Consider the following 21,042-nt stretch of genomic DNA (forward strand, 5'->3'; position numbering starts at 1 on the left):
TTTTCGTGCCTGGAATATATTACAGAAAATTCAGTTTAAATATTAGCGTGGAATTATTTTAATGCGACGCTAGTGAGAATTTTTATAAAACATTATATTGGGTAAGATGGTATTTTTTAATAAAAAAGCTTATTTATTCTTAATTCAGTACGATACTAGAATAAGTATGATAAATACTAAAAAATTCTAATAGGATGGTGAAAATTAATTATGATATCTACAAGGAATTCAGTCATGCCATATTTAAGGATTCGAGGAACGTATAAGAACAATAGTTTTACTGAACAAAAGGACAGTAATATTAACCGTACTTCTAAAAAGGATCAAGAAGCGATAAAAAATGTAAATAAGATACTCGAAGAAAGCAAAACCTCAAAACTATCTGCTAAACAAATTGAAACACTCAAAACTGCTGCTAGAAGTGGTCTTTTAAATCCTAAATCAAATGAATTAGGGTCATTAGGGATGTATAATTTGCAAAAAGGTTTAAAAAATACTAAGTTCAGCGCAACAATGAAGGCTTATAAAAGTTCAATTTAGTATACAATTATTGATAAATCAAACCCCCTAGAAATTAAGGGGGTTTGTGTGATAGATATGGAATTATTAGTTAGAATTATGAAACTAATTGTATTTCTAGCGTACTTTTAATTACAACCTATTTTTCTAATTAAAGAACAAGGAATTGTTTACTCACTCCGTTGCGCAATGAATATTTTTAGTCCTTCAAAGTATTATCTGCTAAAACAGAACTTAGAGTTCCGGCTATTTTGTCTAAATGAAATACACCTCACCATCATTCATGTAATACTTGCTCATTTTTATCTATCCTCATTGCACTACCTAAATCTCATTTCATATCGTTTCAATCAACCATTTTACAGTATTGAATTAGATTTTTTATAGCATTTGACAATGAAGATTATTTGATTTAACATAAACTTAAAATATTTTAATTAAAATATTTTAAGTTTATTGTAGAAAGGAGAAAAAATGTGTTAAATGAGCTCTTTGAAGATTTGTATATGAAACTTGCTATGAATTTTTATAAAAAGGCAGCTCACGGTCAAACAGTAGAGATTGAAAATATTAGTGCTGTAGAAATGGCATGCCTTGAAGTTGTATATTTCTTAAACAAACCTACATATAGCGAACTTGCAGAGTTTTTTAATATATCACAGCCAAATGCAACGTATAGAATCAACAAATTGATTAAAAAAGGATATCTTACAAAATTCAATGATGAAAAAGATAAACGCGTCTATTACCTTCAAGTAACAGATAAATTCATGGATTATTACTGTCTTAATGATAATTATATAAATAATATAATTTCAAATTTGAAAAAAAGATGTACCGCAGAGGAAATGGAACAATTTGAAAAAACTTTAAAAATACTAACAAAAGAAGCTATGGAGTAATTACAGATGGTTCAGCAAGCGGTTCTTTTGTTAGCAGCTCTTTAAGAAATTAAAAGATCTACGATGAAAAGAGTAATCTTCAGAGAGATGACATGGCTTTTGGGCAGTGTTGGCGATAACTCCTCACATTTGACTTACTCTTTCCCGGCGATATTTTTATCAAAAGCTGCCGGGAAAGAGCAAGAATTTATTACTGGAATGAACTCACCCCTCTTTGTGAAGCTAGACAATTCTCAACTCGAAAAGTTGTGCCTAGTATTATCGTTTACTCAAATACCTTTCACAATATAATTGCAGTTTGTTGAGAAAATCAAAAATAAAACGTGACCATTTCTCTATAAGACTGTTTTTCTATCCATTGTGTTGATTTGAATGAAATGGAGGTTTTTATACTTTGAAGCATATACCCTGTATGATTACAATAGGAAATTTTATTTGCGGACTTCTTGCCGTTCACTCTTTGCTATTTCATGATATCTATTCAGCAGTGACCTTCATTTTCGTTGGTATGTTTCTTGACTTTTTCGACGGCATGGCCGCACGTAAGCTAAATGCCGTTTCGGATATTGGGAAAGAACTTGATTCTTTTGCTGATTTGATTACGTTTGGTGTGGCTCCGGCTATGCTCGCTTACAATGTAGCGTTGTATAGTATTCCGTTTATCGGGACTTTGTGTACGCTGGCATATGGCACTTGTGGAGCGATTCGCCTTTCTAGATTTAATGTTCATCAAAGCAAGTCTCCGACATTCATTGGAATGCCGATTCCATTAGCAGGAATATGTCTTGTTATATTAAGTTTCATGAATAACTCAATCGTATTAGCTTTAGGCACATGTGTGCTTTCATATTTGATGGTGAGCAAAATTAAGTTTCCACATTTTAAAAGACTTACGGTTGAAAATTCAGAGGTGGAAAGATGCAATTAATTCAGGATTTAATTACATCTTATGGCTATCTAGCGATTTTTTTAATGTTGCTTCTTGGTATTGTTGGATTGCCCATACCTGATGAAGTTCTAATGACAATTGTCGGTTATTTTACAAATATTCATTTGTTGAATTATGAACTTGCTATTTTCATTAGTTTTGCAGGAGCGCTTATAGGGATGATGATCAGTTATCTAGTCGGAAGAAAAGCTGGTCGTCCTTTAATCATCAAATATGGAAAATGGATCGGACTGAAAGAAAAGCGAATGATGAAAGTAGAAAAGTGGATGAAAAAATACGGGCCGTACTCACTTGTTTTCGGATACTTCATTCCCGGTTTCAGACATGTAACCTGTTACTTTGCGGGAATCGGCAAAATGGAATTAAAAACATATATAACGTTTGCTGCGATTGGTGCTTTTTTATGGTGTTTCACTTTCATTTCAATTGGAAAAGTCATTGGGATTATACATTATTAATTCAAGTCCATTTCCATTATTGGGATATCGACCTAAATAGGGCTTGAAAAGAATGTTAAAGTAGCAAGTGCATTTTAATTAACAAAGCACTTTCAACTGAATAAAAGGCAGAACAGTGCCAACGATTTTATTGCGGCGGTACTGCTTTTTATTCGTATATCTTGCTACTGTTCATAGCTATTAACGTTAAATCTTTAGGAATAATTTTAATTGTGCTCGTATACTACATCTACTTTTTTATCAACTTTATAACTTTTTCAAAAAAGCACATGAATAGTCCATCATGTGCTTTTCGTTTATTATCGTGTGCTAAACTTTCACGATAGCTATTGTAGTTGATTTTGATACATTTTCCCTCTCCAGCTTTTTTCGTTTAGTTCGCAATAAAAGGCCTACCATTAGGTAAAGAATTGTAGTAATAATGCCTGCCGTTGGAGAAACAAAGAATTCTTTCCCTTGAGCAATTTTGATATAGCCATCAAGAATAAGTGGATTCACAAGTGCATCTTCTGTCATATGCATAAGGACAAGTGGCCAAATACTTTTCGTCATTAAATAAATTTCTGTATACATTACTGTCCAGCAAATCATCGTCACAATACCTATTAACGCAAATAGCCACCGATTTACAGGAAGTACACTGAAAATATCACTTTCTGATAAGAACACTAAAAAATACGGAATATGCCAAGCTCCCCAAACGCCACCAACAATAAAATACAACCAAAAATCATTTATTTTTAACGTTGAAAGTTTATTTGTCAAATAACCTCTCCAAACGGATTCCTCAAAAAAGTTTTTAACAAATTGAATCAGTAAACCACCAACGAAAACTGAAACTATTGCATCTAAATTAAAATCTGAAAAATCCATCCAGCCAAATAAATAACTTACTAACATAACTGCAGAAGTGATGACAGGATAGACTAGGAGCGAGACAATATACCATTTTATGTTACCTTTCAAATTAGGTAATAAGCTTATATCTCGCCAACCATCTCCTGCAAAGACACGTAACAGTATAGTCGTCAGCAACGGAAATACTAGCCAAATGCCCATCCCAAGCGTGTCACCTTTAGGCTGTTCAGGGATGAAACGATCTACAAAAACGCCAAGCCAACCACATAGCAAAACAACAACTATAAAGATTATTAAGTTCCGTTTAGTTTTCACTTTCATTCCACCTCCCTGTTTTCAAGGATTGAAATAACCCACATTGAATTGGGACAAGGAGTTTCGGGATGCAGTGCAATGTATTGGGCGATTCCTTGTATAGAACACCAAAATGCTACCGCAAGTGCTTCAGCATTTCCCTGTTTAATTTCACCTAGTAATTGCCCCTTCTCTATTAATGAAATACTCTTTTTTATTAATTTATCAGCTTCTGTAAGCATTTCTTTTAAATCTTCCGACAAGGAATCAAGATGTTGTGCATTTTCCATTAGCACAAACATTTTTGCAGCAGACGGGTTTGTACGGATCATGTCAAACAAATCCTCAGCAGCCGCTGTAAAAATTGCCAATGGCGATTCATTCATAAAATTAAAATCCATCTTGAGTCTTTCACACCCTATGCGAATTAACTCTTCATAAAGCTTTTCCTTAGAGTCAAAATAATGAAAAAGCAACCCCATGCTCATATCAGCAGCTTTAGCAATATCAGCAACTTTCGTTTCACCATACCCCTTCCGAATAAACAAATCTAATGCAGATTGTAAAATTAAAGCTCTTCGTTGCTCCTTCTGTTCATGTCTAATCGACATTTGCCTCACCCTTTTATTGAAAATATTTTCATTGAAATAGTATTCAATAAAATTCAATAAAATTGCAAATATGCCTGAAAAGTGTCCTGAAAATAAAAACTTTAATAGGTTTTATTCGAGTTAATTTCATAATTCTATTCCCTTTAGCATCAAGGGTTCCGAAACAATAAAAAACGGGCACCTCCCCAAATTCGGTATAATGGTAGCAACGAAACTAAACCATACTGAATGTGGTGAAGGCCCTATGACTATTGTAAAACAAATGAGCCTAGAAAATTAAAAGAAGAACGAGACGCTTGGCTTATGGAACAAGCAGAAATACAAGCTCATCAATCAACTTATGAAAAAGAAATCAAGGACCAGCTCGATATACCACTGGAGACATTGTGGCAAGATGCGCCCATCGAACCGAATTGGGGCATCAAAAAGAACAGTGACGGTAAAAATACGTTTTGGTTTTGGTTTGGCTTTAAAGGTCATCTCGCGGTAACCACAAAGAGTCAATATATCACCTCTCGCCTTATGACATCTGCTAATTTGTCAGATAGTAAGGTAGCGACTCCTCTTTTAAAGAAAGTAGAAGATCAATTTCCAGAGCATTTCACGACCGCAATTTTAGACGCAGGGCATGATTATGAGCCCATTTACCGTCAATTACAAGGGGATCAAATGGGCGCAGTCATTCCCTATAATGTTCGCAATGAACCTCTTATGCCATAATTAGAACTATTGCTTTTACTGGCATTAGACGTGGTGAAACGTTAGCTTTAAGGTGGAAAAATATCGATTTAAAGCATGGCACTATTAATTATTACGGAGTTTCTTCTTTACAGATAATGGTAATAAAATTTAACATCCTCACAAAATAGAAAGCAGCCATACTTTTTGTAGCTGCTCTGATTAAGTAAAATACACAATTAATATCAAAAATCACCCATCACGAAGTGGTCTTATTATGGATTATTTAACTAAACCACCCGTTAGCCATCCATTGCGTGTAAAATTAGCTCTACACCACAGAAAATGAAAGATGATTACGTTCTTTCGGGGAGTTTAAGTAGAATACCTCACAAACTTTAGTAAGTCTCACCTAAACTTATCATTTCCTTTTGATTTTAAGTGCTTTAGCGAATACATAACCTGTTAATCCTAGTGACGCACTAATAACATAGCATTTATACTTATCTTTTTGTAAGTCTTGTTCGAGTTCATTCGTATTACAACACCAAATCGGCCAAGCATATAAATTATAGTTCTCAAATTGTTCTCTGTTCTCTACAAAACATGTATTCAAATCAGCTTCATCAATATCAAATAAAATACTTCCCGCCATTACATGAATGAAAATCATGTGCTAAATAATTCTCGAATGTAACAGTTACGATTTCATCTGCCACCGTTTCGATATCTAAAATTAATTCATTTTCTAGAAAATTTACTGAGTACCCTATTATCACACCATCCTGAATAGCTATTGTAATGCCCATCCCCCCATAAAATGCTGCGTTGTTTGAAAAAGGAATAATAATTGCCTATAGCACCCCCGTGATATTTTACTAAAGTACGATATCCAATAAATTAGTAACTTCCGTGATAACATATGACCATTCCTCGGCATCGGGGTCAATCACTTTAAAGTGCTCAGCGGATGGGATTTCCACCATTTTTACCTGATCCCCAGAAGCATCCGCTACACGTTTGTAGTTATAACTAATTCCAATTGGCACATTAATGTCGAGCGAACCGTGAATAAGAACTTGTGGAACCTGAAGGGGTAATAACTGAATCGGAGATGCTTGCTCATAACGCTCCGGAACCTCTTTGAATGACCCACCTACCAAATCAGATACAGGATAGTTATTTGCTAAACCAATTTCTGATAGACGTAAATGATGAACATCATCCATGAGTGCAAGATCGTTAACCCCTGCTAAGCTTATCGATCCTTTAAGAGAAAGTGGTTCAACAGCTGTTCTTAAAACACTATTTTCTGGTAGGTTTTTACGACCTGCTAACCATAAAGCTAGATGCCCTCCTGCAGAATGCCCAATAGCAATGACCCTATTTAAATCAAGATGATATTCTTCTGCTAATTGTTGTAAATAATCAGCTGCATTTGCAACATCAATAAATGTACCCGGCCATCCTCCACCCTCATCTCCAACACGACGAAATTCAATGTTCCAAGTAGCTATTCCCCTTGACGCCAAATCTTTTGCTAGAGGTTCTATAATATCAAGGTTCCAAACATTTTTCCAAAATCCTCCATGAATAACAATCGCGACAGGATAAGGACCCTCTCCTTCTGGGAGACGGAGATCCCCAAACTGCAACTGATTTTTTCCGTAAGTGAATCGTTTAATTCGTATACACATAAGAGCACCTCCACATGTTTTTCTTGTTTTTTTCATTCCATACCTAAACGTAGTTCAGAGTCACCTAAAAAATAATATAAAGTAAATAGCCCTAGGCAAATTTTATCCCCAATATACTGACCAGATGGGAGAAAAAATGCATTTTTTCATTTTAACAGGGTACTTTAAAACAATACCCTCGTTATGATTATATAAAACCAATACACCTAAATTAAAATTCGAATAATCCACCCAAAAATATTTAATAACAAAACTATAGAAGTGATAACAAGATAGACTAGGAGCGAGATAAATATATCATTCGCCCTAAACCTTACAGTGTGACTGGTGGGATTCTGGCTTTCCTTAAACATCTCAAAAAGAGTGAAGACTTAATATTCTGTAAATTACAACTATTTACGTACTTTAAAATAGTAATTACACAGTTAAAAACAACTTAATCACTACTATTACAGTAAAAACAAATTATCAGTTATTTACTATTCAACACTTCTTTAAAATAGAACACATTTCCAAAAAATATATTTTACTTTCATAGGAAAACAATTTTCAAAACGTTTTCAAATCAATAATCCTAGACAATTCAATCTTTCATCATATCAAAAAACCATCTAACTTTTTTGTAAAATAATAACATGATTAAAATTAACAATTTTAATAAAAATACGAGTTGAACTTTTACAAAAAATAGAATACTATGAATTTCGAAAGGTGGTTCGCCATCATTCAAGCAATAACAATTATTTTAAAGGGGTTGGAAATATGTCAGACGTTCTAAAGCAATTTGTTATGCCGAAAACAAACTTATTTGGACCTGGAGCAATTCAAGAAGTTGGTAAACGCTTAAATGATTTAGAAGTGAAAAAGACATTAATCGTAACAGATGAGGGCTTACACAAACTAGGTCTCTCTGAACAAATTGCTAACATCATTATAGCTGCTGGAATAGATGTAGCAATTTTCCCGAAAGCAGAACCAAATCCAACAGATCAAAACATTGAAGATGGCATTACAGTGTATCATGCTGAAAACTGTGATTCGATCGTTTCTCTTGGAGGAGGTAGCGCACACGATGCAGCAAAAGGTATCGGACTTATTGCTTCGAATGGTGGACGCATTCATGATTACGAGGGCGTTGACAAATCACAAAACCCATTGGTGCCATTAATCGCTATTAACACAACTGCTGGTACAGCAAGTGAAATGACTCGCTTCACAATTATCACGGATACAGCTCGTAAAGTGAAGATGGCCATTGTGGACAAACATGTTACCCCACTACTATCGATTAATGACCCAGAGCTCATGATTGGCTTACCTCCAGCTCTTACTGCGGCAACTGGTTTAGATGCATTAACACATGCAATTGAATCATATGTATCGACAAACGCAACACCAATTACTGATGCTTGCGCTGAAAAGGTACTTCAATTAGTTCCTGAATATTTACCACGTGCCTATGCAAACGGTGCAGATTTAGAAGCACGTGAGCAAATGGTTTACGCACAATTTTTAGCAGGCATGGCGTTTAATAATGCATCACTTGGCTATGTACATGCAATTGCTCATCAATTAGGTGGCTTCTATAATCTACCACATGGTGTATGTAATGCTATTTTATTGCCTCACGTTTGCCGCTTCAACTTAACAGCACGTACTGAGCGTTTTGCAATAATTGCTGAATTGTTAGGTGAAAACGTTGAAGGATTAAGTAAACGTGATGCTGCTGAGAGAGCAATTGTAGCAATTGAAAATCTTTCTAAAGATTTGAACATTCCAAGTGGCTTCCGCGAATTAGGTGCGAAGGATGAGGATATTGAAATCTTAGCGAAAAATGCAATGTTAGATGTATGCGCTGCAACAAACCCACGTAAAGCAACTTTAGAAGACATTAAACAAATTATTACAAATGCGATGGGCCCTGTAGCGAAAAAAGAAGAATCACTCGAAGCTATCGCACTTTCTTAATAAGTAATCAGAAGGCATGTCTCTTGGCATGCCTTTTTTTATTGAGGACAGAATTCGGTTATTGTATGTGACTTCAACACTCGCTATACTTTTCTTAAAAAGAATTGGAGATAAGAAGATGCGTTTAATCTCGATTTGTCCTAGTAATACCGAGCTTGTTGCCTATTTAGGCTTGACTGATCAGCTTGTTGGTGTCGATGATTTTTCGGATTGGCCATTAGCAGTAAAAGACTTACCTCAGCTTGGCCCAGATTTATCAATCGATATGGATGCTTTAGAGGCATTGCAGCCTGATCTTGTACTCGCATCCTTAAGTGTCCCTGGCATGGAAAAAAATATTGAAGCATTACAAGCTAGAAATATTCCGCATATTATTTTTAATGCTAATTCATTAGAGGAAATCTCACAAGATCTCCATACTTTGGGTAAAGCATGTGGAGTTGAAGGGCGTGCAAAAGAAATTTCAGAGGAATATTTACAATGTATCGATCGTCTTCGCTCAGTTGCTCAAAAGATTCCTAAAAAACCTACTCTCTATTGGGAGTGGTGGCCAAACCCTATCTTTACGCCTGGTAAAATTAATTGGCTAACTGAAATAAGTGCCATTGCTGGTGGGGAAAATCTGTTTCAAGATGTAGAATTAGCAAGCGTACAAAGTGATTGGGCAGATGTAGTAAGGCGCGACCCAGACTATATTATGATGGCTTGGGTAGGAGTTGCCTTTGAACGTATTCAACCGGCTAACTTATTAAAACGTGCACACGCGCAGGAGCTACAAGCCGTTAAAATGAATCAGCTTCACGTAATGGAGGAATGGCTTTATTGTCGCCCATCACCACGCCTTATAGAGGGTGCATTAAAGCTGGCTAATTTGCTTCACCCCGAAGAATATAAGCACGTAAAGCGTCCTAGTTTTTTGAATAGGTAAAACGAAACAATATGTCAGTAGCATTGTCGTACTAAATTAAGTGTGGCTGTTCAGCAAAGCGAGGGGTTGATTTCCGTTCCGGCTGGGCGCTTTCCTGGGGGCGTCCGATGAGCCGCTTCGCTGCAGGGTCTCGGGCCAACAGGATGTTGGTCACGAAGGTGTTATCACAGGACGTGATGCTTTTAGCCTTCGTTCCTCTATATCGCTAATCCCCAAGGAGTCGCCCAGCCTCCACTCCAATCAACCAATTTATTTAGCGTGTATTTTCTGGCATGTTACTTATTTATAGTGATAAAACGCAGCATCAGCGCATGCAAAGCTAAGGTAGCAGCTAAACGTTCGCCCATAGGAGAGCGCATAAAGATTTCCTTGACCATTTTTCAACCAAAAGAAACATCCCCTCAAATATCGAGGGGATGTTTGACATGTTTGTTCGGATTAAACAAACTTCACCATATGGTATTTTTTCTTGCCACGACGTACAATGCTAAATGCATCTTCTAAACGATCTTTGCCGTCGATGACATATTCTAATTCAGTGACCTTTTCACCATTCACGCTAATCGCACCATTCGTTACGTCTTCACGAGCTTGACGTTTTGAAGGTGAAATACCCGCTTCCACTAGTAAATCCACGATATTTTTATCTTCTTTCGCCATTTCAATAGAAGGAACATCTTTAAATGCATCCTTCATTTCATCAGCAGAAAGTGCTTTTAAGTCACCAGAGAATAAAGCTGCTGTAATACGGATTGCTTGGTCTAATGCTTCTTGACCATGAATTAAGCGAGTCATTTCTTCAGCTAGTGCTTTTTGTGCCTTACGTAAATGTGGTTCCTCTTCTACAGATACTGCTAAAGCTTCGATTTCTTCACGAGAAAGGAATGTGAAGATTTTTAAGTATTTTACAACGTCAGCATCCGAAGCGTTAATCCAGAATTGGTAGAACTCGTATGGAGATGTTTTCTTACTATCTAACCATACAGCGCCACCTGCTGTTTTACCAAATTTCGTACCGTCTGCTTTCGTTACTAAAGGAATTGTGATACCAAAAGCTTTTGTCTCTTCCTCATGTGTTTTGCGAATAACTTCTAAACCAGTTGTAATATTCCCCCACTGATCAGAGCCACCAACTTGAATGCGACAGTTGTAATGGTTGTATAAATGATTGTAATCAATACCTTGAATTAAAGTATACGCAAACTCAGTAAATGAAATCCCTGTATCAAGGCGTGATGCAATTGTATCCTTTGCTAACATGTAGTTCACGTTAATTAATTTCCCATAGTCACGTAAAAACTCAATCGTATTGATATTACCAATCCAGTCACGGTTATTCACTAACTGAGCACCATTACCATCTTCTGCAAAATCAAAAATACGCTCTAATTGACTACGGATACCTTGAACATTTTTATCAATTTGCTCAACAGTTTGTAATTGGCGTTCTTCAGAGCGTCCAGATGGATCTCCAATCATCCCTGTCGCACCACCAACTAATAAAATTGGACGGTGGCCCGCTTTTTGGAATCGACGTAACGTTAAAAGAGGCACAATATGTCCAATATGCATAGAATCCGCAGTTGGATCAACACCACAGTATAAAGATACGGATTGTTCATCTAATAATTTGGTCATACCTTCAGCATCAGTTTGTTGGTATAACAATCCGCGCCATTCTAAGTCTTGTAATAATTCATTTGTCATTTTTATTCCTCCTAAGTGTTTAATATTTCGTGTAGGGAGAATTATTTTAGAAACAAAAAAAGTCCCTACACGCAAAAACATTGCATGCAGGGACGTTAATCACTAACGCGGTACCACCCGGCTTGAAGATGTCATCCATCTTCCTCTTCATTCAATCGCCTTTATCGCAGGCGCGCACGTCTAAGCTCCAAGCACGTAATTCGTCTCTACATTATGACCAGCTTTCACCAACCGCTGGCTCTCTAAACAGGGAATAATAGACACTACTGCAAGCTCTTCATCACTAGAAAACTATAAGCATTATTCTATACGAATCTTTTTCATTGTCAATAACTATGTTCGACCTAAATCAATATGTGCTATAATAGACAAGATTTTAGGAGGTCGATACATTGAAAGATTGGATTGAGAAAATCAATGCAAAGATCGATGAATTAATTCAACAAAAATGGATGAAGAAATTACGTATTTCAGGAAGTGTTACCTGGAACTTATTTTTACTATTTTTAGTCTTTGCATTGGTAGGTACTGTATTTGCCGGTTCAGTTGGCGCTGGCTATTTTGCGTCACTTGTAAAAGAAGAGCCACTACGGTCAAAGCAAGAATTACGAAATGAAATTTTTAACTACGATTCAACAAGTGAGATTTATTTTGCCAACGATATTTATATCGGAAAATTACGTACAGATTTAGACCGTCGAGTAACAACATTAAACGAGGTCGCACCTGATGTTGTTAATGCGGTATTAGCGACAGAGGATGAGTATTTCCGTGAACATAACGGAATAGTTCCGAAGGCTGTCATCCGCGGGCTACTTCAAGACGTAACAAACTCTTCCACTCAAACTGGTGGTTCTACATTAACACAGCAGCTTATTAAAAACCAAGTGTTAACAAACGAAGTATCTTATGAACGAAAAGCCAAAGAACTTTTACTTGCTATGCGTATAGAACACTTTATGTCAAAGGAAGAAATTTTAGAGGCCTATTTAAACATAGTTCCTTATGGTCGTAACTCTTCCGGTCGAAACATTGCAGGAGTTGAAACAGCTGCTGAAGGTATTTTCAATGTAAAAGCAAAGGATTTATCGCTTCCTCAAGCAGCGTATATAGCTGGTATTCCTCAATCACCTTTTACTTACACACCTTTTACAAATTCAGGTGTACTTAAAAGTAAAGAAGCACTTCAACTGGGTATTGATCGTATGAAAATTGTACTTTATCGTATGAAAGACGCAGGTTACATTAACGAAGCTCAATATAAAGAAGCACTCGCTTATGATATTACTGCTGACTTCCGTTCACCAGAGATGCGCACGGAGGATCGCTACCCATGGCTAACGTATGAGCTTGAAAGTCGCGCGACAGAAATTATTGCTGAAAAACTAGCAGTAGAAGATGGTATTGATCCAGAACGCTTAAAAAATGAAAAAAAATTAAAAGACAAGTATATGATTCTAGCAGATCGTGATGTCCGCTCAAAAGGTTATCGTATCTATTCAACTATTAATAAGGATATGTACGATTCGATGCAAAAAGCAGCGGAAAACTTTAAAAATTACGGTCATACTTACACCGTTAAAGACAAGGATCCTGCAACAGGTGAAGAAGTTGATGTTGAAATGCCTGTACAGGTTGGCAGTATTTTAATTGAAAATAATACTGGACGTATTTTAAGCTTTGTCGGTGGTCGTGATTTTGAATTAAAAAGTTATAACTACGCTACACAGGCAAAACGCTCAAATGGCTCAACAATGAAGCCTTTACTCGTATATGCACCTGCAATAGAATACGGTGTAATCGGTGCAGGTAGCCCATTAGTTGACGTAAAATTCTCTGTTGGCAGTTGGAGTCCGAGCAACTATATTACTAATGATGAACGAGGACTTATACCTGCACGTGAAGCATTAGCTGATTCACAAAACTTATCTGCTTTACGTCTATATTATGATATTCTTAACAGACGTCCTGCCGATTATTTAGAAAAAATGGGGATCACAACTTTACAGCCTGATGACTTCACAAACCTTGCAGCCGGAATTGGGGGAGTAAAAGATGGTATTACTGTTGAAGAGAACACTAATGCCTATGCAACCTTCGCTAACGGCGGACAATTCATTGACGCTTATATGATTGATAAAATTGAAGACCAAAATGGAAATATCATCTATAAACACGAAGTTAAACCTGAACAAGTGTTTAGTCCTGAAACTTCTTATATCGTGACAGATATGTTACGAGATGTGTTAACAAAAGGAACAGGTACAGTTGCAAAAAATTCACTTAAATTCTCTGCTGACTTTGCTGCCAAAACAGGTACTTCACAAAATTATAAAGACGTTTGGCTAGTTGGCTATAACCCGAATGTTTCTCTTGGTGTATGGATGGGTTATGATAACAATCAATCACTGTATACATTTAATAATACGTATCAGAAGCCTAGTGTGCGAATTAACAAGCTATGGGGAACATTAATGAATTCTGTGTATGATGTCGATCCACAATTAATTGCCCCTAAAACTAGATTTAAGCAACCGAAAAACGTTGTCAATGCATCATTCTGTGGTATTTCTGGTTTAGCGCCTTCTGCAGCATGTGCTAATGCTGGTCTCGTGCGCTCTGACTTGTTTAACGCGAAAGTATTTTTACCTTCACAGCCTGATGATAGCTTAGCTTCCTCAAGCGTTGTTACGATTAAAGGTAAAACCTATAATGCACTTCGTAACACACCACCCGAATTTGTAAAACCAGGTGGCGCAGGTATTAATCAAGCATTTATTAAACGAATGCTAGGCAGACTTGGCGGTAACCCAGCCAGCCTATTACCAAAAAATTCGACATTATCGAATTCATCGGTATCATCTGTTGATTTCCCTGTAGATAATAATTCGCCAGCAGCAGTAACTGCTTCAATTAATGGCAATAGATTATCTTGGACAGGCTCTTCAAATGATGTAGTCGGTTATCGAATATATAAAGTTACAAACGGTGGTAGAACTCTTGTCGGATCAGTGCATGAATCATCACAAAGCATGACTGTAGCAAGTGGGCAAGCCTATGTTGTTGTCGCTGTTGATATTACAGGTTTAACTTCATCGCAATCCAATACCGTTTCTACGGGTGGTAGCGCAACTAAAAAAGAGCCTGAAAAAGACAAGCAAAAAGAGGTCCCACCAACTACACCACCTACTGACGATAATGACTCGAACCAAAATGGAAACGGCTCAGAAAATGGCGGTGGGTCTGATGGTAATAACGGGAATGGCTCCAATAGCGGTAACGGTTCTGGAAACACCGAAAATGGCTCCAATAACGGGAACGGTTCCGGAAACACTGGAAATGGTTCTAATAACGGCAGCGGTTCCGGAAACACTGGAAATGGCTCCAATAACGGCAGCGGTTCCGGAAATACTGGAAATGGCTCTAATAATGGTAATGGTTCCGGAAATAACGGGAATGGCTCTAATGGAGGAAACAACGGAAATACAACTCCACCGCCTGATCCACCTAAAAAACAATAAACAAGCATGGCATACTACGATTAAAAATTAATTGTAGTATGCCTGTTTTTTTGTCATGATAAAGGAGACTACAAATTTGAAGGGGTGGAAATAATTGAACATTTTAGTTTTAGGAGGCACTCGCTTTTTTGGTAAAAAGCTTGTTGAACGCTGTCTTCAAAATGGGCATAGTGTAACTATTTTAACACGTGGACAAAGTGGAAATCCTTTTGGTACAAAGGTGAAGCAGCTAATTGTTAATCGAGATGATGCCGATTCGTTGTCACAGGCACTATCAAGTACAACATGGGATATTGTCTATGATAATATTTGCTACTCACCTAACGAAGCTCTTAAAATATGTGAAATTTTAGAAGATAAAACGAAAAAGCTTATTTTTACATCTACCCTATCCACCTACGAAATAGATGGCATTGTCAAAACAGAAGAAGATTTTAATCCATATGATTATGAAGTTCGGATGGGGAACCGTGAAGATTTTTCATATAGTGAGGGTAAGCGTCAAGCAGAGGCAGTACTTTTCAAAAAGGCTACGTTCCCTGTTGTCGCTGTACGTTTCCCGATTGTTATGGGTGAGAACGACTATACACGCCGTTTACATTTTCATGTTGAACGAGTTTTACAGGAACAACCTATTTCATTACCAAATATCGAAGCGAAGATGAGCTTTATTACGGATGACGAAGCAGCTGCATTTTTGTATTTTGCTGGTATTACACCAATTGAAGGACCTTATAATGCAACAGCTGCAGGTGCAATTTCGGTAAAAGATTTGCTCGGGCTTATTGAAGAAACAACCGGAAAGCATGCAAAAATTTCTCTAGTAGGTGGCGATGAAAAGTCTCAATCACCATATGGGGTTTCAGCAGATTGGTATATGTCAACTACAAAAGCAGAAGCGGCAGGCTTTACATTTAGTCAACTTCATGATTGGCTCCCTACTCTAGTGAAAACATTAGTAAAAGAGCTACAATAGGCTAGGCCATTAAAAATCTGCTAGACTTCTCTAAAGAAAGTCTAGCAGATTCATTTTCATCGTATTTAATTGTCCAGATACTATAACAGTATCGTTTTTAATATTGCAACTGCTTCATCGATTTCTACTTTTGAAACGGTTAATGGAGGTAATAGACGAATAACGTTTGGCCCTGCACCTACTAATAATAAGCCGTTTTCCTCCGCCGCAGCTATATACGAGGCTACCTCAGTATCGCCACAGCCAATGCCAAGAAGTAAGCCCTGGCCCTGTACCGTATACGTAGAAGGTAGATTCGCTTTCAATTGCTTAACAAAATACGTAGATAGCTCCTGTACATTTTGTAAAAATGCAGTTTCAAAGACATGATCAAGCACAGTTTCAGCAACACTCATCGCAAGCGGATTCCCACCGAATGTTGTTCCATGTGTGCCAGGACTAAATGTATCAAATAGTTCGGCTGTTCCAAGCATCCCACCGACTGGGAAACCACCACCTAGACCTTTTGCCAATGTCACGATATTTGGTTTTAAAACCGTCTGCTCATAGGCATATCTTGTTCCTGTTCGTCCAATACCTGTTTGAACTTCATCGATAATTAGTAATATTCCTTTGTCGTCACAAGCTTTTGCGATTGCTGCTGCGAATTCTGGTGATACGCTGTTAACACCACCCTCACCTTGAATCATTTCCAGCATAATTGCTGCGACAGAATCATCAATCGTTGCTTCAAGTGCTGCCACATCATTAAAAGGAAGAATCGTAAATTTTTCAACAAGTGGTCCGAAGCCATTATGTATCTTGCCCTGACCTGTTGCGGACATCGCTCCAAAAGTTCGCCCATGAAAGGATTTCTCAAAAGTTATAATATGATTTTTCCCTGTATGCTTACGTGCAAGCTTGATGGCCGCTTCATTCGCTTCCGCACCACTATTACAGAAAAATGCATAAGAAAAATGTGTATTGGCTATTAACTTTTGCGCAACCTTTTCCTGACCAGGAATATCAAATAAATTTGAAATATGCCAAAGCTTTTGACTTTGATCATGAATAGCCTTTACAATCGCAGGATGTGCATGACCAAGACTCACTACAGCAATCCCGCTTGTAAAATCTAAATATTTTTTTCCAGCAGAATCTTCAACAACAGTTCCTTGCCCTTTGACAATTTGGGCGCGGCGTTTGCCATAGTTTCCAAATAAAGCACTCATTTTATCAACTCCTACTAATTTTTCTCTAACAATCATCTTCTCTAAACAACTATATTGCGACTTCTATGCCATTAGAACGGTCACCTTATCTATGAAGAAGAATGACTGTTACTGAGCGGGGATGAAGGGAAACTTTATTCATTCAGGTTTTCTTCATCCCCCGGATAAAATCGTCGTACCTACAAGCGATTCCCCAACAATTTGCACTGATGGAATACCTGCACTTAAGCATTCGAGAGCTCCTTGGACTTTTGGTATCATACCACCATAAATATGCCCCTCCTCAATCCATTGATTGATGAAGGAAGGTGTTGCTTGCGATTGATATTCATCGTTAATGCGAATACCACTTACGTCCGTTACAAGTAATAAACTATCTGCATCTATAGCTAGTGCTATTTCACTTGCTACCGTATCCCCATTAATATTTAATGCCTGACCATGTTCATTTGCACCAACACAAGCAATAACCGGTACAACCCCTACACTAATTAATGCTTCTAGCAAAGATGTATTGACGGTTTTTACTTCACCAACAAAACCGTATACATCTTTGTCTAGATAGTCTGCTACAATTAGCTGACCATCAAAGCCGTTTAAACCAATTGCAGCAATACCAGCCGTTGTTAATTCATGAACAAGCGCAGGATTGACCTTTCCTATTAACGTTGACTGTACAATATCAATTGCAGCTTCACTCGTGACACGAATACCGTTTAAAGCATGTGATTCTATACCGCGCACCGCTAGTTCACGGTTAATAGCCGGGCCACCGCCATGGGTAATAATAAGCTCTACACCGCTCTCTTGGAGTTTTTTAAAATTCTCAAAAAACGATTCATTTAAGCCTTCTAGCGTACTACCACCCAGCTTAATGACCATTCGTTTACGAGCGGTATGAGGCATTGATTTGAACGTAGTCATAAGTTAGGTCACATCCCCAAGCATGTCCCTTGCCTTCCCCAATACCAAGTGACACATAAATTTTCACTTCATGCATTTTTAAAATTCGAATTAACTCATCCTCTGAAAATGGAACTGGCTCACCGTTTTCAACCATTGTTACACCACCAATTTGAATCGTGATTCTTTCTGGATCAACCGTTGCGCCACTATAGCCTACAGCGGCAATAATACGTCCCCAGTTTGCATCACAGCCAAATACTGCCGTTTTCACAAGCGGTGAACCAACTACTGTTTTAGCAATTTTACGCGCCTCTTCATCCGAAATTGCCCCTTCAACTTCAGCCTCAATCAGCTTTGTTGCACCCTCACCATCTTTGGCTATCATTTTCGCTAAGTCTTGAGCTACTGTTTTCAATGTATAGTAGAAGTTTTGCCAATCTGGATGATTAGGAGTTAAAGCTTCATTACCCGCTAAGCCGTTTGCCATCACAACTACTGTGTCATTTGTAGACGTATCCCCATCTACAGTAATTGCATTAAAAGTCAAATTTGTTATATCAGATAATGTAGCCTGTAGGACATCTGATTCAATATGTGCATCCGTTGTAATAAAACCTAGCATCGTTGCCATATTTGGTTCAATCATACCTGAACCTTTTGCTACCCCAGCGATAATAACCTCTTTACCATCAACAATAGTGCTGTAGCTAGTGTTTTTCATAACCGTATCTGTTGTCATAATCGCTTGTGCAAAATCAATAGCACTTTCTAAACTACCTTTTGGCTCTAATTGATTTATCCCATTTGCCACTGGCTCCATATTCATAATTTCACCGATAACACCCGTTGAGCACACACCTACTAAATTTGCCTCTATACCAAGCTTTTCTGCCATTAGGGCCTGCATTGTTTGTGCATCCTTCGCCCCTTGCTTCCCTGTACATGCATTAGCATTTCCAGAGTTGACAATCATCGCTTGCATTTTCTTCGTTGCGTAGACAACCGCTTGCGTTACTTTCAATGGTGCTGCCTGCACAGCATTCGTTGTAAAAACACCTGCTACACTCGCTGGTACTTCACTGACTAATACAGCTAAATCCTTTTTCTTATGCTTTAAACCACAATGTAAACCTGCAGCTTTAAAGCCCTTTGGCGAAACAATATTTTTACTTGATAATTTTTTCATAATACTTGCGGATGCTAATAATGTCATAAAATCTTTCCTCCTTGGTTAATCAATTTTCCTTGGCATACAAGAGTAGTTCACGCTCTGCTTTCGCTACATAAAAGATTCGCTAATATACGTTACAGAAAGAATGGAACGACATCTAATCCTGTCGTTTGTGGTAAATCAAATTGAACATTCATATTTTGAATGGCTTGCCCTGCAGCCCCTTTGACTAAATTATCGATAACGCCAACAATTGTGGCACGATTCGTACGGGTATCTACCTTCACAAAAATATCGCAATAGTTTGAACCTTTAACGCGATTTGTTCCTAGACTATTTACATCTGTAATAATCCGCACAAACGGATGCTTTTCATAGGCACTCTGTAAACAAGCTACTAGCTGCTGCTCTGTAACACCAGACATAACAGGTGCATATGAGGTAGATAAAATCCCTCTAGTCATTGGCACTAAATGAGTATTAAAAGAAATGGTTGTATCAATCCCTGCAAACATTGAAATGGCCTGCTCGATTTCTGGTATATGCTGATGTGTATTCGTTTTATAAATTGAAAAGCTTTCATTTACCTCACTAAAATGCGTTGTTTGTGATGGCTTATTTCCAGCCCCTGAAATTCCACTTTTCGCATCAATCACTAAAAAGCTCGAATCAATCAATCGTTCTTTTAGCAATGGTAACAACGACAGTAAAACCGCTGTCGGATAGCACCCTGGATTTGCGATAAGAGGAGCACGTTGAACATTTTCTGTATTCCATTCAGTTAAGCCATATACACTTTGTTGAATGATTTCCAATGGCGCCGCTTTTTTACCGTACCATGCTTCATAGCTCGCTGGGTCTTGTAAACGGAAGTCACCAGACAAGTCTATTAATTTAGGACCTTTACCTACCAACGGAGGTAATAACTCACTCGTTACCCCTGAAGGCGTACTTGTAAAGACAACATCAAATTTCTCTAAAGCCCCATAATCAATTTTTTGTAAAGGTGTATCGGCAATATGAACGAGATGACCAAACTTAGAAGAAAAAATGACTCCCTCTTCCGAAGATGTGAATAAATCAATCCGCTCCACCGCTTTATGATTATGTAAAAATCGAATAAGCTCTAAGCCACCATATCCGGTTGCACCAACAATTCCTACTTTCAATGCACTCACCTCTGAAATAAGTTAAAATTAGTATACGTCTGCATATTTATTAAGTCAACTGAATTTTTATTTATATTTGAATTTTTTGCAAGCTTTATTGATCATCATCATAACGCGGGGTTGATTTCCGTTCCAACCGGGCGCTTTGTTGCTGTCGCTTCGCTTTCGCACAGTTAAAACATTTGTTGCTGTCGCTTCGCTTTCGCACAGTTAAAACATTTGTTGCTGTCGCTTCGCTTTCGCATAGTTAAAACATTTGTTGCTGTCGCTTTGCTTTCGCACAGTTAAAACATTTGTTGCTGTCGCTTTGCTTTCGCACAGAGCAAAGCTTCCTGAGGGCGTCCAGTCTCCACTCCAATCAACTAATATACATGGCATACGATTTAACAAATGTCATCTCCAACTTTTGATGATAAGCTCTAAGTAAATAAAATAGTTATATTTACTTACTTATCTTTTTAATATTATTGTATTAAATAATATCAGGCGTGTTGATTAGGAAAAAATAAGTTTATTATT

19 protein-coding genes and 1 other annotated feature are annotated in these 21,042 nt (G+C 37.5%); of the genes, 9 read left to right on the forward strand and 10 right to left on the reverse strand.

Annotated elements, in window-relative coordinates; translation table 11 throughout:
* The first annotated feature begins 234 nt into the window (after positions 1-234).
* The 4 genes from AMS59_RS17485 (at position 235) to AMS59_RS17500 (ending at position 2,828) form a co-directional block, all read left to right on the forward strand.
* Positions 235-540 carry a hypothetical protein gene (locus AMS59_RS17485; RefSeq protein WP_234007836.1) on the forward strand — a complete coding sequence of 102 codons (306 nt, stop codon included), beginning with the start codon at positions 235-237 and terminating at the stop codon, positions 538-540.
* Positions 541-995: 455 nt separating this feature from the next.
* Entirely contained in the window at positions 996-1,421 is a 426-nt protein-coding gene (locus tag AMS59_RS17490) for a MarR family transcriptional regulator (protein WP_082337559.1), read from the forward strand.
* Positions 1,422-1,815: 394 nt separating this feature from the next.
* The gene (gene pssA / locus AMS59_RS17495; RefSeq protein WP_053485009.1) at positions 1,816-2,349 is read left to right on the forward strand and encodes a CDP-diacylglycerol--serine O-phosphatidyltransferase; all 534 of its coding nucleotides are present in this window, start codon (positions 1,816-1,818) and stop codon (positions 2,347-2,349) included.
* Positions 2,340-2,828 carry a DedA family protein gene (locus AMS59_RS17500; RefSeq protein WP_053485010.1) on the forward strand — a complete coding sequence of 163 codons (489 nt, stop codon included), beginning with the start codon at positions 2,340-2,342 and terminating at the stop codon, positions 2,826-2,828. The genes pssA and AMS59_RS17500 overlap by 10 nt, the downstream gene beginning before the upstream one ends.
* A gap of 309 nt (positions 2,829-3,137) precedes the next feature.
* Here the strand turns inward: AMS59_RS17500 and AMS59_RS17505 are convergent, their stop codons facing one another.
* Complete coding sequence (locus AMS59_RS17505; RefSeq protein WP_199777780.1) at positions 3,138-4,001, reverse strand: CPBP family intramembrane glutamic endopeptidase; 864 nt, start codon at positions 3,999-4,001, stop codon at positions 3,138-3,140.
* A 2-nt stretch (positions 4,002-4,003) separates the two neighbouring features.
* Positions 4,004-4,591, reverse strand: a complete 588-nt coding sequence (locus tag AMS59_RS17510) for a TetR/AcrR family transcriptional regulator (RefSeq protein ID WP_053485012.1) — start codon at positions 4,589-4,591, stop codon at positions 4,004-4,006.
* Positions 4,592-4,894: 303 nt separating this feature from the next.
* On the opposite strand from AMS59_RS17510, the gene AMS59_RS17515 reads away from it, so the two are divergent.
* Positions 4,895-5,311 carry a transposase gene (locus AMS59_RS17515; protein ID WP_053485013.1) on the forward strand — a complete coding sequence of 139 codons (417 nt, stop codon included), beginning with the start codon at positions 4,895-4,897 and terminating at the stop codon, positions 5,309-5,311.
* A gap of 379 nt (positions 5,312-5,690) precedes the next feature.
* On the opposite strand, the gene AMS59_RS17520 is transcribed toward AMS59_RS17515, so the two are convergent.
* The 3 genes from AMS59_RS17520 to AMS59_RS17525 all read right to left on the reverse strand — a co-directional run bounded on the left by AMS59_RS17520 (position 5,691) and on the right by AMS59_RS17525 (position 6,966).
* The gene (locus AMS59_RS17520; RefSeq protein WP_199777782.1) at positions 5,691-5,942 is read right to left on the reverse strand and encodes a hypothetical protein; all 252 of its coding nucleotides are present in this window, start codon (positions 5,940-5,942) and stop codon (positions 5,691-5,693) included.
* The gene (locus AMS59_RS25425; RefSeq protein ID WP_156304707.1) at positions 5,902-6,078 is read right to left on the reverse strand and encodes a hypothetical protein; all 177 of its coding nucleotides are present in this window, start codon (positions 6,076-6,078) and stop codon (positions 5,902-5,904) included. The genes AMS59_RS17520 and AMS59_RS25425 overlap by 41 nt, the downstream gene beginning before the upstream one ends.
* 69 nt (positions 6,079-6,147) lie before the next feature.
* Positions 6,148-6,966: a S9 family peptidase gene (locus AMS59_RS17525; protein WP_053485015.1), complete on the reverse strand. Its 819-nt coding sequence runs from the start codon at positions 6,964-6,966 to the stop codon at positions 6,148-6,150.
* 762 nt (positions 6,967-7,728) lie between these two features.
* Between AMS59_RS17525 and AMS59_RS17530 the strand changes: the two genes are divergently transcribed.
* Positions 7,729-8,934, forward strand: a complete 1,206-nt coding sequence (locus tag AMS59_RS17530; protein WP_053485016.1) for an iron-containing alcohol dehydrogenase — start codon at positions 7,729-7,731, stop codon at positions 8,932-8,934.
* A 118-nt stretch (positions 8,935-9,052) separates the two neighbouring features.
* Complete coding sequence (locus tag AMS59_RS17535; RefSeq protein ID WP_053485017.1) at positions 9,053-9,862, forward strand: cobalamin-binding protein; 810 nt, start codon at positions 9,053-9,055, stop codon at positions 9,860-9,862.
* A 438-nt stretch (positions 9,863-10,300) separates the two neighbouring features.
* Here the strand turns inward: AMS59_RS17535 and tyrS are convergent, their stop codons facing one another.
* Entirely contained in the window at positions 10,301-11,569 is a 1,269-nt protein-coding gene (gene tyrS, locus AMS59_RS17540) for a tyrosine--tRNA ligase (RefSeq protein WP_053485018.1), read from the reverse strand.
* Between the two features lie 85 nt (positions 11,570-11,654).
* Positions 11,655-11,859: a binding site (T-box leader), on the reverse strand.
* Between the two features lie 102 nt (positions 11,860-11,961).
* On the opposite strand from tyrS, the gene AMS59_RS17545 reads away from it, so the two are divergent.
* Positions 11,962-15,090: a transglycosylase domain-containing protein gene (locus tag AMS59_RS17545; protein ID WP_053485019.1), complete on the forward strand. Its 3,129-nt coding sequence runs from the start codon at positions 11,962-11,964 to the stop codon at positions 15,088-15,090.
* A 94-nt stretch (positions 15,091-15,184) separates the two neighbouring features.
* Positions 15,185-16,066 (forward strand): NAD-dependent epimerase/dehydratase family protein, encoded by an 882-nt coding sequence (locus AMS59_RS17550; RefSeq protein ID WP_053485020.1) that lies wholly within the window; start codon positions 15,185-15,187, stop codon positions 16,064-16,066.
* A gap of 80 nt (positions 16,067-16,146) precedes the next feature.
* Here the strand turns inward: AMS59_RS17550 and AMS59_RS17555 are convergent, their stop codons facing one another.
* The 4 genes from AMS59_RS17555 to argC all read right to left on the reverse strand — a co-directional run bounded on the left by AMS59_RS17555 (position 16,147) and on the right by argC (position 20,523).
* Positions 16,147-17,277 carry an acetylornithine transaminase gene (locus tag AMS59_RS17555; RefSeq protein WP_053485021.1) on the reverse strand — a complete coding sequence of 377 codons (1,131 nt, stop codon included), beginning with the start codon at positions 17,275-17,277 and terminating at the stop codon, positions 16,147-16,149.
* Between the two features lie 153 nt (positions 17,278-17,430).
* Positions 17,431-18,201: an acetylglutamate kinase gene (gene argB, locus AMS59_RS17560; RefSeq protein ID WP_053485022.1), complete on the reverse strand. Its 771-nt coding sequence runs from the start codon at positions 18,199-18,201 to the stop codon at positions 17,431-17,433.
* Complete coding sequence (gene argJ / locus AMS59_RS17565) at positions 18,164-19,396, reverse strand: bifunctional glutamate N-acetyltransferase/amino-acid acetyltransferase ArgJ (protein ID WP_053485023.1); 1,233 nt, start codon at positions 19,394-19,396, stop codon at positions 18,164-18,166. The genes argB and argJ overlap by 38 nt, the downstream gene beginning before the upstream one ends.
* 92 nt (positions 19,397-19,488) lie before the next feature.
* Positions 19,489-20,523, reverse strand: a complete 1,035-nt coding sequence (gene argC, locus AMS59_RS17570) for an N-acetyl-gamma-glutamyl-phosphate reductase (protein ID WP_053485024.1) — start codon at positions 20,521-20,523, stop codon at positions 19,489-19,491.
* Between the last annotated feature and the right edge of the window lie 519 nt (positions 20,524-21,042).

This window comes from Lysinibacillus sp. FJAT-14745, from assembly GCF_001275675.1.
GTDB lineage: Bacteria > Bacillota > Bacilli > Bacillales_A > Planococcaceae > Lysinibacillus.

Excerpts from the sequence above, each read along its gene's own strand:
- AMS59_RS25425 (WP_156304707.1), bottom strand. The coding sequence starts at position 6,078 with ATGGGCATTACAATAGCTATTCAGGATGGTGTGATAATAGGGTACTCA.
- AMS59_RS17510 (WP_053485012.1), bottom strand. The coding sequence starts at position 4,591 with ATGTCGATTAGACATGAACAGAAGGAGCAACGAAGAGCTTTAATTTTA.
- tyrS (WP_053485018.1), bottom strand. The coding sequence starts at position 11,569 with ATGACAAATGAATTATTACAAGACTTAGAATGGCGCGGATTGTTATAC.
- AMS59_RS17485 (WP_234007836.1), top strand. The coding sequence starts at position 235 with ATGCCATATTTAAGGATTCGAGGAACGTATAAGAACAATAGTTTTACT.
- AMS59_RS17515 (WP_053485013.1), top strand. The coding sequence starts at position 4,895 with ATGGAACAAGCAGAAATACAAGCTCATCAATCAACTTATGAAAAAGAA.
- AMS59_RS17500 (WP_053485010.1), top strand. The coding sequence starts at position 2,340 with ATGCAATTAATTCAGGATTTAATTACATCTTATGGCTATCTAGCGATT.
- AMS59_RS17535 (WP_053485017.1), top strand. The coding sequence starts at position 9,053 with ATGCGTTTAATCTCGATTTGTCCTAGTAATACCGAGCTTGTTGCCTAT.
- AMS59_RS17520 (WP_199777782.1), bottom strand. The coding sequence starts at position 5,942 with ATGATTTTCATTCATGTAATGGCGGGAAGTATTTTATTTGATATTGAT.
- argJ (WP_053485023.1), bottom strand. The coding sequence starts at position 19,396 with ATGACATTATTAGCATCCGCAAGTATTATGAAAAAATTATCAAGTAAA.
- AMS59_RS17555 (WP_053485021.1), bottom strand. The coding sequence starts at position 17,277 with ATGAGTGCTTTATTTGGAAACTATGGCAAACGCCGCGCCCAAATTGTC.
- AMS59_RS17530 (WP_053485016.1), top strand. The coding sequence starts at position 7,729 with ATGTCAGACGTTCTAAAGCAATTTGTTATGCCGAAAACAAACTTATTT.
- argB (WP_053485022.1), bottom strand. The coding sequence starts at position 18,201 with ATGACTACGTTCAAATCAATGCCTCATACCGCTCGTAAACGAATGGTC.
- AMS59_RS17525 (WP_053485015.1), bottom strand. The coding sequence starts at position 6,966 with ATGTGTATACGAATTAAACGATTCACTTACGGAAAAAATCAGTTGCAG.